General features: G+C 70.6%; 12 protein-coding genes and 1 pseudogene. 8 read left to right on the plus strand and 5 right to left on the minus strand.

All coding sequences use genetic code 11. From position 1 onward, the window contains the following. Position 1: 1 nt before the first annotated feature. Positions 2–2,470 carry a CBM35 domain-containing protein gene (locus tag IE97_RS0100580; RefSeq protein ID WP_030147153.1) on the plus strand — a complete coding sequence of 823 codons (2,469 nt, stop codon included), beginning with the start codon at positions 2–4 and terminating at the stop codon, positions 2,468–2,470. Between the two features lie 247 nt (positions 2,471–2,717). Next, a complete protein-coding gene (locus IE97_RS0100585) occupies positions 2,718–2,969 on the plus strand; it encodes a twin-arginine translocase TatA/TatE family subunit (protein ID WP_030147154.1) in 252 nt (83 codons plus the stop codon). Between the two features lie 12 nt (positions 2,970–2,981). Here the strand turns inward: IE97_RS0100585 and htpG are convergent, their stop codons facing one another. The 3 genes from htpG to IE97_RS38070 all read right to left on the minus strand — a co-directional run bounded on the left by htpG (position 2,982) and on the right by IE97_RS38070 (position 6,197). Next, on the minus strand, positions 2,982–4,880 hold the full coding sequence (gene htpG, locus IE97_RS0100590) for a molecular chaperone HtpG (RefSeq protein ID WP_030147155.1): 1,899 nt from the start codon (positions 4,878–4,880) through the stop codon (positions 2,982–2,984). Positions 4,881–4,969: 89 nt separating this feature from the next. Continuing rightward, on the minus strand, positions 4,970–5,686 hold the full coding sequence (locus tag IE97_RS0100595; protein WP_078603031.1) for a class F sortase: 717 nt from the start codon (positions 5,684–5,686) through the stop codon (positions 4,970–4,972). A 133-nt stretch (positions 5,687–5,819) separates the two neighbouring features. After that, a complete protein-coding gene (locus IE97_RS38070; protein WP_420706029.1) occupies positions 5,820–6,197 on the minus strand; it encodes a hypothetical protein in 378 nt (125 codons plus the stop codon). Between the two features lie 452 nt (positions 6,198–6,649). Here IE97_RS38070 and IE97_RS0100605 point away from each other — a divergent pair, with 452 nt between their 5' ends. Further along, positions 6,650–7,150 carry a hypothetical protein gene (locus IE97_RS0100605; protein WP_030147157.1) on the plus strand — a complete coding sequence of 167 codons (501 nt, stop codon included), beginning with the start codon at positions 6,650–6,652 and terminating at the stop codon, positions 7,148–7,150. Between the two features lie 59 nt (positions 7,151–7,209). Here the strand turns inward: IE97_RS0100605 and IE97_RS0100610 are convergent, their stop codons facing one another. Next, positions 7,210–7,497: a DUF3040 domain-containing protein gene (locus IE97_RS0100610; protein ID WP_030147158.1), complete on the minus strand. Its 288-nt coding sequence runs from the start codon at positions 7,495–7,497 to the stop codon at positions 7,210–7,212. A gap of 566 nt (positions 7,498–8,063) precedes the next feature. On the opposite strand from IE97_RS0100610, the gene IE97_RS0100615 reads away from it, so the two are divergent. Both IE97_RS0100615 and IE97_RS39685 read left to right on the plus strand, forming a co-directional pair. Continuing rightward, complete coding sequence (locus tag IE97_RS0100615) at positions 8,064–9,197, plus strand: methyltransferase (protein WP_030147159.1); 1,134 nt, start codon at positions 8,064–8,066, stop codon at positions 9,195–9,197. Between the two features lie 131 nt (positions 9,198–9,328). After that, positions 9,329–9,506 (plus strand): annotated as a pseudogene (locus tag IE97_RS39685) (transposase); the annotation flags it as partial. 187 nt (positions 9,507–9,693) lie between these two features. Here IE97_RS39685 and IE97_RS0100620 read toward each other — a convergent pair. Continuing rightward, complete coding sequence (locus IE97_RS0100620) at positions 9,694–10,122, minus strand: helix-turn-helix domain-containing protein (RefSeq protein WP_030147160.1); 429 nt, start codon at positions 10,120–10,122, stop codon at positions 9,694–9,696. A 77-nt stretch (positions 10,123–10,199) separates the two neighbouring features. Here IE97_RS0100620 and IE97_RS0100625 point away from each other — a divergent pair, with 77 nt between their 5' ends. From IE97_RS0100625 to IE97_RS0100635, 3 genes are read left to right on the plus strand one after another with little or no spacing between them, the layout of a single operon-like run. Then, entirely contained in the window at positions 10,200–11,054 is an 855-nt protein-coding gene (locus IE97_RS0100625; protein ID WP_030147161.1) for a class I SAM-dependent methyltransferase, read from the plus strand. A 51-nt stretch (positions 11,055–11,105) separates the two neighbouring features. Continuing rightward, positions 11,106–11,816: a ThuA domain-containing protein gene (locus tag IE97_RS0100630; protein WP_030147162.1), complete on the plus strand. Its 711-nt coding sequence runs from the start codon at positions 11,106–11,108 to the stop codon at positions 11,814–11,816. After that, the gene (locus IE97_RS0100635; protein ID WP_030147163.1) at positions 11,786–12,898 is read left to right on the plus strand and encodes a Gfo/Idh/MocA family protein; all 1,113 of its coding nucleotides are present in this window, start codon (positions 11,786–11,788) and stop codon (positions 12,896–12,898) included. The genes IE97_RS0100630 and IE97_RS0100635 overlap by 31 nt, the downstream gene beginning before the upstream one ends. Positions 12,899–12,901 lie beyond the last annotated feature (3 nt).

Genomic DNA, 12,901 nt, shown 5'->3' on the forward strand with positions numbered 1-12,901 from the left:
CATGGCAGCCACCCTCCCCGCGGCCGGCCACGCGGCAGCCGCGTCCGACCCGCAACGCCTCACCGCCGACCTCAGCGCTTCCGAGGGGCCGGTGATGCTGGGCGCCAACGGCTCGTTGTACGGGCTCAGCGACGACGGCGTGCCCAGCGACGCCGCGATGGCCCCCTTGAAGATCACCAGCATCTCGCAGAAACCGGAGGGCGGCGCCCAGCACCCCAACGGTGACGCGCTCACGGTCTCCACGTCGTTCTTCCGCAACGGCGGCGGCGAGATCAACGTGATGATGCAGGACGTCTACGCCAAGTGGCCCTACGAGGACCTCGGCATCGACGACTACCTCCCCAAGGTCGACAAGATCGTCAAGGAGGTCTCGGCCGATCCGAACAGCGAGCGCTTCGTCTACATCCCGTTCAACGAGCCCGACCAGATCTGGTACAAACTCGACGTCGCCGACCAGGCCCAGTACGAGAAGAACCGCGACCGGTTCTTCAAGGACTGGAAGACGGTGTACCAGCGGATCCGTGCGATCGACCCGGACGCGCGCATCGCCGGCCCCAACGAAGCCGCCTATCACACCCGCCTGTTGAAGGACTTCCTCGCTTTCGCCAAGCGGGAGAACGTGCTGCCCCAGGTGATGACCTGGCATGAGCTCGGCTCCGGCTCCCTGCGCGACTTCCAGGCGCACTACGACGACTACCGCAGACTGGAGCGCGAGGCGGGCATCGCCCCGCTGAAGATCAACATCGATGAGTACGCCAACCGCCGCGACCTGTCCGTGCCCGGGCAGCTCGTGCAGTGGGTGTCCATGTTCGAGCGCAACAAGGTGTACGCCAACATGGCGTACTGGGACGCGGCCGGCAATCTCAGCGGCCACGTGGTGCGGTCGAACATCCCCAACGGCGGCTGGTGGCTGTTCCGCTGGTACGCGGGCATGACCGGGGACACCGTGAAGGTGACCCCGCCGCAGCCCGACACCATCGACACACTCCAGGGGCTCGCGTCCCTCGACACCTCCCGCCGCCAGGCGCAGGTGCTGCTCGGCGGCTCCGCCGGTGACTCGGACGTGGTCGTGCGGAGCGTCCCCCGGTCGGTGTTCGGCCGTACGGTCACCGCGACCGTCGCCGAGGCCGCCTGGTCCGGATACGAGGGACAGCACGCGGCGCCGCGGGTCCTCGCGCGCACCAAGGTGCAGGTCACGGCCGACGGTTCGGTGACCGTCCCGCTGCGCGGCCTGCACAAGATGTCGGCGTACCGGATCGTCCTCACCCCCGGCGGATCCGGCAGCCCGTCCGCGGCGTCCGTCCCCTGGTCGGCGTCGTACGAGGCCGAGGACGCGGCCATCACCGACGGCAAGGTCTACACCCAGGGCACGGTCCAGAACGCCAACGGCTACGCCGCCTCCGGCACCAAGGACGTCGGCTCCCTCAACCAGCCCGGCAGCAAGGTCGCCTTCTCGGTGACGGTGCCGAAGGACGGCACCTACGACCTGGCGATCCTGTACGGCAACCAGTCCGGCGGCCCCGCCACACAGAAACTGTCGGTCGACGGCGGCGACCCGGTGACGGTCACCTATCCCTCCACCGAGAACTGGACCTACCGCGCCAAGAAGGACGTCACCGTCCAGTTGAAGGCGGGCTCGCACCAGCTGACCCTGTCCAAGGGCGATGCCGAGGTCACCCTCGACCGGATCGACCTGACCGCACGTACGGGCGCGCCCTCCGCGTCGTACGAGGCCACGCTGGCGGACATCAGCGGCAAGCCGTCGTACGACTACTCGTCGTCGGCCGGTGTGGGCACGGGCGCCCTGGTCCTGCGCTCGGGCGACACGGCGGTGTTCGACGTCTACGCGCCGCGGGACGGCTACTACACGGTGGTGCCGCGGAGTTCGGCGGCGGTGAGGCTCAGCCTGCACGGTGAGACGGTCACGGCGGCGCCCGGCCGCCCGCTGCGGCTCTACCTGGTCGCGGGCAACAACCGGATCGCGATGACGTCCGGCCACGCCGCCGTCCGCTCCCTCGACGTCTCCGGCGACGGCTCGGCCGCCGGCACCCTCTCCTACGAGGGCGCCTCGGCCGAACTCGCGGGCGGGGCCGGACTCGTCGACTCTCCGCACGCCTCCGCCGGCTCGTACATCGGCCGGCTCGGCAGCAGCCCTTCCAGCACCGCCGAGTTCACGGTGAACGCGCCCCGGGCCGGCCGCTACCTCCTGGTCGTCCACTACGCGCACAACGACCGCCGGGACAACGGCCACGCCTACAACACGGACATCATGTCCCGTACGGCGGACATCGCGGTCGGGTCCGGCGCGCCGGTGAAGGTCACCTTCAAGAACACCTGGAGCTGGGACGACTACTGGACGGTCGGCGTCCCTGTCGACCTGACCAAGGGCGCCAACCAGGTGACGTTCGGCAACGCGAACGCCTGGGCGCCGAACATCGACCGGATCGAGCTGGGCCGCGTCGTGGGCTGAGCCCTTCCCGTCCGGCCCGGTGCCGCAGTCCGCCACGGAGGCGGGCTGCGGCACCGCCGTGTGCGCAGCCCCTGAGCCGGCGCGGCGCCCCGACGGCGGAGCACGTCGAGCAGGCCCTGCTCGACCACGGCATGCTGCCCCATCCGCGCCGGCACCTGGACCCGCATCCCGAGACGGCGGCCACGCCGTGCTTCCCGCCCGATACGCTCACGCCGTGCCCGGCCCGGGCGAGAAAGGACACGACACCATGTTCGGACTGAGCGAGCTCGCGATTCTTCTCATCGTCGTCATAGCCGTCATCGGGATCAAGAAGTTCCCCGAACTGGCCCGCTCGGCCGGAAAGTCGGCCCGCATCCTCAAGGCCGAGGCACGCGCCGCGAAGGAGGAACGGGACGGGACGGGCCCCGCGCGGCGGGTGGTCCGGGGCGAGGTCGTGCCACCGGGCACCGGCACGACCCCGCCCGGCGCGCGCGGAGCGGACGCCCCGGACCACCCCTGATCCGTCCGCGGCCTACAGCGTGCGCTCCAGGCGGTCGGCCACGAGCTTGACGAAACGCGCCGGGTCCTTGGGGCGGCCGCCCTCGGCGAGTACCGCCAGCGTGTGGAGCAGCTCCGCGGACTCGACGAGTCCCGAGCGGTCCTCGCGCTCCTTGTACGCCTGGTTCAGGCCCTTGACCAGCAGGTGATCGGGGTTGAGCTCGAGGATCCGCTTGGTGCGCGGCACCTCCTGGCCCATCGCCCGGTACATGTTCTCCAGGGCCGGGGTGAGGTCGTGGGCGTCCGAGACCACGCAGGCCGGGGAGACGGTGAGCCGGGCCGAGAGGCGCACCTCCTTGATGTCCTCGTCCAGCTGCTCCCGCATCCAGCCGAGCAGCCCGGCGTACTCCTCGGCCTGCTTCTCCCGCTCCCCGTCGGCCTTCTCGTCGTCCTTGCCGTCGAGGTCGATCTCGCCCTTGGCGACGGACCGCAGCTTCTTGCCCTCGTACTCGCCCACGGCGTCGACCCACACCTCGTCGACGGCGTCGGTGAGCAGCAGGACCTCGACGCCCTTGTCCCGGAACGCCTCCATGTGCGGGGAGTTCTCGATGCTCTCCCGGGACTCGCCGGTGATGTAGTAGATGTCGTCCTGGCCGTCCTTCATCCGCTCCACGTACTGCGCGAGCGTGGTCGGCTCCTCGGCGTGCGTCGTCGCGAACGAGGAGACCGCGAGGATGGCGTCCCGGTTCTCGGAGTCGGTGACCAGGCCCTCCTTCAGGGCGGTGCCGAACTCCCGCCAGAAGGTGGCGTAGCGGTCGGCGTCCTTGGTCTTGATCTCCTTGATCGTCGACAGGACCTTCTTGGTCAGCCGGCGCTGCATCATCCGGATGTGCCGGTCCTGCTGGAGGATCTCGCGGGAGACGTTGAGCGAGAGGTCCTGCGCGTCGACGACGCCCTTGACGAAGCGGAGGTAGGGCGGCAGCAGCGCCTCGCAGTCGTCCATGATGAAGACGCGCTTCACGTACAGCTGGACACCGCGCTGGAAGTCCCGCGTGAACAGGTCGTGCGGCGCGTGCGCGGGCACGAAGAGCAGGGCCTGGTACTCGAAGGTCCCCTCGGCCTGGAGCCGGATCGTCTCCAGGGGCTCGCGCCAGTCGTGGCTGATGTGCTTGTACAGCTCGTGGTACTCGTCGTCGGACACCTCGTCGCGCGACCGCGCCCACAGCGCCTTCATCGAGTTCAGCGTCTCGGGCTCGGGAGTGCCGTCTCCGTCGCCCGCCGCCTCCGGGACCATCCGGATCGGCCAGGTGATGAAGTCCGAGTACCGCTTGACGATCTCCCTGATCTTCCAGGCGGAGGTGTAGTCGTGGAGCTGGTTCTCGGGGTCGGCGGGCTTGAGGTGAAGCGTGACCGAGGTGCCCTGCGGCGCGTCGTCGACCCGCTCCAGCGTGTACGTGGACTCGCCGCGCGAGGTCCACCGGGTCCCCTGGCTCTCGCCCGCGCGGCGGGTCACCAGCGTCACCTCGTCCGCCACCATGAACCCGGAGTAGAAGCCGACGCCGAACTGGCCGATGAGCCCCTCGGCGTCGCCGCCCTCCTGGGCCTCCCGCAGCTCCTTCAGGAAGGTGGCCGTGCCCGAGTTGGCGATGGTGCCGATGAGCCGGCCGACCTCCTCGTACGACATCCCGATGCCGTTGTCCCGCACCGTGAGGGTACGGGCGTCCTTGTCGACGTCGATCCGGATGTGCAGGTCCGACACGTCGGCGTCGAGCGAGTCGTCCCGCAGCTTCTCCAGACGCAGCTTGTCGAGCGCGTCGGAGGCGTTGGAGACGAGCTCGCGCAGGAAGACATCCTTGTTCGAGTAGACCGAGTGGATCATCAGCTGGAGCAGCTGACGTGCCTCTACCTGGAACTCAAACGTCTCTGTCGTCATGGTTCGCGAATACCTCACAGGTCCCACGGTCGCCTGAACTGGTGTTGTCACTCACTGTAAGACACCGGGTCCGGGCGGGGGCCCGGATCTCAGACGAGGTGGGCGAACACCACCAGGTTCTCGGTGTAGTCCCGGGCCTTGCGGTCGTAGGCGCCCGCACATGTGATGAGCCGGACCTGGGCATCGGGGGTGTCGCCGTAGACGCGTTCGCTGGGGAAGCGGTCCTTGTCGAAGGAATCGGCTTCGTCGACCGCGAAGGTCGCCTTCCTGCCGTCGGCCCGTACCACGTGGAACCGGTCCCCCTTCTTCAGCTCGCCGAGCCGCGCGAAGACGGCCGGGGACGTCGCGGTGTCCACGTGCCCGGCGATGATCGCGGTACCGGCCTCACCGGGCGAGACGCCCTTGGCGTACCAGCCGACCAGGTTGATGTTGTCGGGCGGAGGGGGCTCGAGCTGACCCGAACGGCCGATGGCGAGGTCGGTGAAGGGCGCGTTCACCGAGATGTCTGGGATGAGCAGCCGGACCGGCCGGGACCGCGGCAGAGGGGCGCGCGTCTCGGAGGGGCCGGAGCGGTGCGGCCGGGGCGGCTCGTCGGGTCCCCTGGACGCGGCCGAGGTGGCGCTCGAGACTGCCGGTGGGGCATGCGGTGGGGCGCCGTCGTCGGACGGCTCCTCCCACCCGGCGACCAGGTTCACGGTCAGGACCAGGGCGGCCACGGACCAGAGGACCGTCACGACGGTGCGGAGTCGCCGCCTCGACGGTGCGGGGCCGGACTCGGCGGGAGAGGAAGAAGGGCTGGCTGCCATCGGAGACCACCTCACTCGGGCACGGCAGCGGAAGGAACAGGGCAGCGGACGGAGCACACGGGAGGACGTGCCGGGCCGCCGCGACGCGAGGGGTGCGTGCGGCGGCCACGGCGGCTATGAGGTCAGGCATCGGTCATGCCGCGCCCTGCGAGGCCTTCTGGCGCCTCAGCGCGTAGAGACCGGTGCCGGCCACCGCCAGCACCGCGAGCCCGCCGGCCGTGACGCCGGGCACCGAGGCCAGGGCGCCGCCACCGGTGTGCACCCCGCCGTGCGGCTTGTCGTGCCCGCCCTTCCAGCCCTTCTCGTGCTCGTCCTTGCCGTACTCGTCCTTGCCGTACTCGTCCTTGCCGTACTCGTCCTTGCCGTACTCGTCCTTGCCGTACTCGTCCTTGCCGTACTCGTCCCTTCCCGTACTCGTCCTTCTTGTCGCCGTGCGAGTCCTTGCCGTGCTCGTCCTTGTAGGTGCCCTCGTCCCAGTTGTCGTTCGACGCCACGGACAGCGCTCCGCCACCCGTGTGTACCCCGCCGCGCGGCGCGTGGTCCTTGCCTTCCTTGTGGTGCTCCTTGCTGTAGGAAGTGTTGTCGTGGTCCCAGTCACCCATCGCCTCGGCGTAGGCGGCGGGTGCGGCGATCGCGAGGGCGGCCGTGGCCGTGGCCGTCGCGAGCAGCATGCGGGCAGAGCGCATCGGTGAGTCCTTCCGTCATGGGCCGAGCAGCTGGCCCCACGCCAGCTCACGAGACCCGGCCTCGACGTGAACCACCGTCAGTCATCCCGATTCGCCCCACCACCCGAGGCGTTCACACGGGTTACGCCGGCACCCTGACGGCGGCACCCGGCCGCCCTCCGCTCCGCAGGGTCCGGCCGGCAAGATCGCAACCTCTCGCCCGCCTCAGCCGTCTCCCACAGCGACGACACGGGGAGTGCGGGCCCGCTCTCCCCCTGACCACCCGCGGGAGGCGCTCATGGCCATGGTCGGCCTGTTCTGGATCGGCGAGGACTCCGTGTACGTGGGGGCCGAGCCCACGGGCGCGGCCTCCGGAGTGCGACTGTCCCGGAAGGGCGTCGAGGCGCCGGGGGTCGGCGAGGGCCGGTTCTGGACGTGGGACGAGGTGGTCCGGATCGAGACGCACGACGTGGCGGTGCGGTCCGGGGCACGACGACTGGCGGCCATGGCCTTCGACACCGCGTTGGCCGCGGTCGCGGGGGGCGCCGAGCCACCGCCCGCCTTCTCCGTGGATGTGGTGACAGCCGGGGAGACCGTCCGGACGGACGCGTTCGCCGCCGTCGCCGGAGGGATCTACCTGTCTTCGGAGTACGAGCTCTCCACGACCCTCCTCCAGCGGCTCGCCGACGGAACCGCCGAGATCGCCGACCTCCTCGCCTGGGGCCGCGACCACGCGGCCGCGGGCACTCCGCCGCGCGCGGAGCGCGAGGCGCTGTTGCGGAAGTGGGCCGGGGCATAGCACAGGCCGGCGTCCGACCGGGGTGGTGACGCGGGCGTGGGGCGGCAGCGCCCCGGGCGTCAGCGTCGCCTCGGCCCCTGGCGGCCCAGGCGGGAGGGGTCCGGATCGACCCCTTGGGCCGCAATGCCGACCAGGACCAGTCCGGCCGCGATGAGGAGTCCCTGGGCCAGGGCGATGCCCGAGCCCAGTACCGCGAAGCCGAGGGCCAGTCCCCACCACGCCCCGGTACGCCGGTGCTCCCGGGGCCGGGCCGGACGACCGGATCTCATGGCCCGGACGAACCCGGGGTCCTGCCGCTCGAGTCGTGCCTCGAGATCGGCGAGACGTGCGTCTTCGGACTGGGGCACGGCTTCTCCCTTCCGGAACCCGACAGCGCTTCGAGGCAGGGCACGGCCGAGGCCATGGCACGTCCTGGGATGTCGGGCCTCGTGACGGTGCGAAGGCGGACAGCGCGCCGACGGGCGGGCGGCCGGTCTCACCGGGGTTTCAGCGTCTCTCCCCTCCAGCGGCTTTCACCATCGGGCCCAACCTCATCCTTCCCGGTGGCCGGACTGTACGAACACCCCGCCGTGGACCGGGTGTTCGAGGTCGAGGATGGGTGGTGGTGCGGTGATCCGCTGCCGGTGACGATGGCAGCGGCAGCGGCAGCGGGGCCAGACCGTTGACCTGGCCTCACTGGTGCTTTTGGCAGCCGAGCAGCACCTGTGCGAGCCTTCTGCCACTCCTCCGGAAAGGGCTCACCCTGATGCTCGGCATGGTTGTCTGGGACGTGTGCTCTCGCGCTTCGACGCGAGAGCGGTAACGGCCACCGGCCGCAACGCACACGCCTGTCCGATGGGCAGGCGTGGGTTCAGTCTGCTCCTCGTCGAAGTGCTCTTCGTGCCCCTGCACGTTCGACCACGAGGAGTACGTGGTGTCCACCATCCACTGGACCGAAGACCACACCCATCAGTCCGCCCGCTGGCATTCCGAGAACGCCGCCCCTCCTCCCCGGCGAACCGTCGTCGCCGACGACCGGATGAAGGCCGACGACGCCTACCGACAGGCGTGCGAAGGAACGGCCCTGCTCTGGCAAGGCGACTTCCACAACGCCCGGCAACTCCTGCAGGCGATGGGCCGCCGCATCGACCGCAAGCCGCCCAGGCCCAGCACGTCCCTGAGCGAGAACTTCCACCTGCACCGACGCGGCAGCAGTCACCGAGCCCGTGTCCTCGGAATGCTCCTGGTGCTGTTGGACGACGACTACACCTTGACGTTGCGCCGAGCCCCGGACGTCCGCCAGGCGTGCCTGGAAGCCTATGGCCCCTCAAAGGGACCCATGGCGGTCTCTCTGCGGGAACTACTAGGCGTGATCGGCGCTCACCAGTGGCGCCTGAAAGGGATCGACGTGCCGGCGCTCGGGACCCGAATCCACCCCCACTACGGCGTCTTCGCACCCGTCAGAGGCGAGTACGTCGATCTGGTCGCCCACACGCCACTGCCACCGGCAACCTGGCACAGTCCCGCCACCAGTACGGCATTCGACCTCGGCACGGGAACCGGTGTCCTCGCTGCGGTCCTGGCCCACCGCGGTATCAACCGCGTCGTGGCCACCGACATCAGCTCACGCGCCCTGGCCTGCGCCAGGGAGAACGTCCACCGGCTCGCGCTGACCGACCGTATCGAGGTATCGGGGCCCGGCCTGTTCCCCGAAGGCCGCGCCGGCCTCATCGTGTGCAACCCGCCCTGGCTCCCCGCCCGCCCGACCAGCCCCATCGAACAAGGCGTCTACGACCCGGACAGCACCATGCTCCACAGCTTCCTCGCCGGACTATCCGCCCACCTCCGACCAGACGGGGAGGGCTGGCTTATCCTGTCCGACCTGGCAGAGCACCTCGGCCTCCGGACACGTCAGCAGTTGCTCGACGCCGTCCAGGCAGCACGACTTCGCGTCGTGGACAAGATCGATACCAAGCCCCGGCACCCACGCTCCAAGGACGCCGCCGACCCACTCCACACAGCACGAAGTGCCGAGACCACGTCCCTCTGGCGTCTGATCCCTGCATAACCGGCGCCCGGACCACGCAACGGCGTCTCGCCTCCCGGTTCACCAGGTGCGCACATCCCGTGGGTGACTTCGCCGCGCTCACGGGATGACCAGCCGGAGGATCAAGCCGAATGCGGGTTTCCTGCCGAGTCCAGGGGAACGCGACCGTCGGGGTGCGGCGCCAGTACACCGGCACCGCCGGGCGGATCGAGAACTCCCAGATCGCGGTCTCTCTTGTCCATGCCACGCCGCGTGGACACGCCGCCGTTGACCGTGAGTTGTACCTGCCCAGAGCGTGGACCGACCATCCCGAGCGGTGCCGCGGGGCGGGCCTGGGCGGTAGCACTGCGCGAGGGCTGGACGCTGGTGACGGACGACAGGGCCGACGCGACGGTGCTGGCGGAGTTGCGGGCGCGTGGGGTCGCGACCCTGACGACGACTCCGGAGCCCGTACCGGCCGGAAACGGCGACGGGTGAGACTGCCCGCGGCCAGGGTCGGGCCCGGACAGCCGGCCGGTTAACTGCCGGGGGGCCGCCGTCTCGGCCGGGTGACACCGCCGGACGCCGCCGCGTGGAGAAGGTCCCGGAAGGTGGGGCACTCCAGATGACTCGGCGCCGGGCACGCGGCGGCGTGCCGCAGGGAGTCGCGGAGCACGACGAGTTCGCCGATCCTGCGGTCCAGTTCGTCCGCCCGGTCCGTGAGCATCCGCCGGTCGATGCGCGGCTGACCGTCCGGCGTGAACATGCGCGCGATCTCGTCGAGGGAGAACCCGGCCGTCCGTCCCAACGCGATCAGCGCCAGCCGCTCCAGCACCCCGGGGTCGTACTGGCGGCGCAGGCCGCGCCGGCCGGTGGCGGCGATCAGCCCCTTCTCCTCGTAGAACCGCAGGGTCGAGGGGGGCACCCCGGCGCGCCGCGCCACTTCGGCGATGTCCAGTTCTGTCATGGTCTTGACCTCAAGTCGACTTGAAGTAGAAAGCTGTCACTGGAAGCCGACGAGGGCAAGCGAAGGGGATCACGAGCATGGACGGCGAGCGCAGGACCGACGGCGAACAGGCCGCCCGCTGGAACGGGCGGGCCGGACACGCCTGGGTCGATCTCCAGCCGGTGCTGGACGAGATGTTCCGGCCCTTCGAGCAGCTGCTCGTCGAGTCCGTGGCCACCGAGCGCGCGGGCCGTGTGCTCGACGTGGGCTGCGGCACCGGCGGCATCACACGGGCCGTCGCACGGCGGGCCGGTCACTGCGTGGGGGTCGACATCTCCGGCCCGATGATCGACGCGGCGCGGGCTTGGTCCGAGATGGAGGGTGTGCCCGCGTCCTTCGTCTGCGCCGACGCGCAGGAGCACGCCTTCGAGCCCGGCGCCTTCGACGCCGTCATCTCGCGCTTCGGTGTCATGTTCTTCAACGACCCCGTACGGGCCTTCGCGAATCTCCGGAGGGCCGTGCGGGACGAGGCCTCGCTCCGGTTCGTCGTCTGGCGCGATCCGGGCGAGAACCCGTTCATGACGACGGCCGAGCGCGCCGCCAGGCCGTTCCTGCCGGAGCTCCCCGTCCGCCGGCCGGACGAGCCGGGTCAGTTCGCCTTCGCCGACCCGGACAGGATCCGCGGCATCCTCTCCGAGAGCGGATGGACCGACATCGGCATCCGGCCGGTCGACGTGGTCTGCACCCTGCCCGAGAAGGAACTGGTCCGCTACATCACCCGGCTCGGCCCGCTCGGCATGTTCCTGCCCAAGGTGGGGGACGAGCAGACCCGCGCCCGGGTCGTCGAAACGGTCCGGGCCGCCTTCGACCCCTTCGTGGAGGGCCCGGACGTCCGCTTCACCGCGGCCTGCTGGACGGTCGGCGCCCGGGCGGCGACGGCGAAACTTTCGTGAGGCCCGGCCCCCTTTCGTGAGCGTTGACGCCCGGCGCATAGTGAGATCCCTATGACGCCGAAGAGAGCCCTGGTGGTGCGCGGCGGCTGGGAGGGGCACCAGCCGGTCGAGGCAACGGAACTGTTCCTGCCCTTCCTCCGGAACAACGGCTATGCCGTCCGGGTCGAGGAGTCGACCGACGTCTACGCCGACGCCGCCGTCATGGCGGGTACCGACCTCGTCGTGCAGTGCGTCACGATGTCGGAGATCACGCGCGAGCAGCTGACGGGACTGAGTTCCGCGATCGTGGCCGGCACCGGCTTCACCGGCTGGCACGGCGGTATCGCCGACTCGTTCCGCGCCTCCTCCGACTATCTGCATCTGGTGGGCGGCCAGTTCGCCACCCACCCGGGCAAGGAACCGTGTGAGCGCCTCGGCGGGCCGGAGGACAATTTCCTGCCGCACACCATCAGCATCACCGAGGCCGGACGCGAACACCCGGTCACCGCGGGCATCGAGGACTTCGAACTGCACACCGAGCAGTACTGGGTGCTCCACGACGACCTCATCGACGTTCTGGCCACCACCACACATCCGACCCGGCCGTGGGAGCCCTGGCACCGGCCGGTCACCTCGCCGGCGGTCTGGACCCGCCGGTGGGGTGCCGGGCGGATCGTGGTGACGACACCGGGGCACAGCGTCGACGTCCTCGAGAACGGCAACGTCCGCACCATCATCGAGAGGGGCATGCTGTGGGCGACGCGCACCGCATCGGTGTCGTAGGGCTCGGAGTGATCTCCCGCGCGTACCTGGACACCCTCGCCGGCCGTGCCGCCGTGCGGGTCACCGCGGTCGCCGACCTGGACACCTCCCGGTCGGCGGCGGCCGCCGCCGAACTGCCCGGCGTCCGGGCGCTGACGGTCGAGGAGTTGCTGAGCAGCCCGGACGTGGACACGGTGCTGAACCTCACCACCCCCGCCGCGCACGCCGCGATCGCCCTCGGTGCCGTCGGCCACGGCAAGAACGTCTACGGCGAGAAGCCGCTCGCCGCCACGCTCGCCGACGCGCACACCGTCATCGACGCCGCCGCGCAGGCAGGCGTGGGCGTGGGATGTGCGCCGGACACCGTCCTCGGCACGGGCGTTCAGACGGCACGGGCGGCGGTGGAGGCCGGGAGCATCGGACGCCCCCTGTTCGCCTCGGCCGTGATGGTCACCCCGGGGCACGAGCGCTGGCACCCGCAGCCGGACTTCTACTACACCGCCGGCGGCGGACCGCTGCTGGACATGGGCCCCTACTACCTCACGGCTCTGGTCCATCTGCTGGGTCCGGTGCGTGCCGTGATCGGGGCGGCGGGACGGCTGCGCACCGAGCGCGTCATCGGTTCGGGTCCACGCGCGGGCGAGCGCATACCGGTCGAGGTGGACAGTCATGTCTCCGGGGTGCTGGAGCACGTGAACGGGACGCTGACCACCCTCACCACGAGCTTCGACGGTGTGGCGACCACGGCCGCGCCGATCGAGGTCCACGGTGAGACGGGAACCCTCTCGGTCCCCGACCCCAATCGTTTCGACGGCGAGGTACGGCTCCACCCACTCGGCGACACCCGGTGGCACACCCTCCCCGTGTCGGCGGGGTACGAGGACGGGGCACGGGGCGTCGGGCTGCTCGACTTCGTCGCCGCGGGCGGGCAGCGCGCGAACGGCGAACTCGCCCTGCATGTCCTGGAGACCATGACCGCCCTGCTCCGCTCCTCGGCCGAGGGACGGCGCATCGAGCTGACGACGTCGGCGCGGGTGCCCGCGCCCGTTCCGCTGACGCCGGCCCGGAGCTGGCGGGACCGGGCCACCCCCAGCCCGGCGTGACCT

Origin of the sequence: Streptomyces sp. NRRL S-455, assembly GCF_000717875.1 — a bacterium.
Lineage (GTDB): Bacteria > Actinomycetota > Actinomycetes > Streptomycetales > Streptomycetaceae > Streptomyces.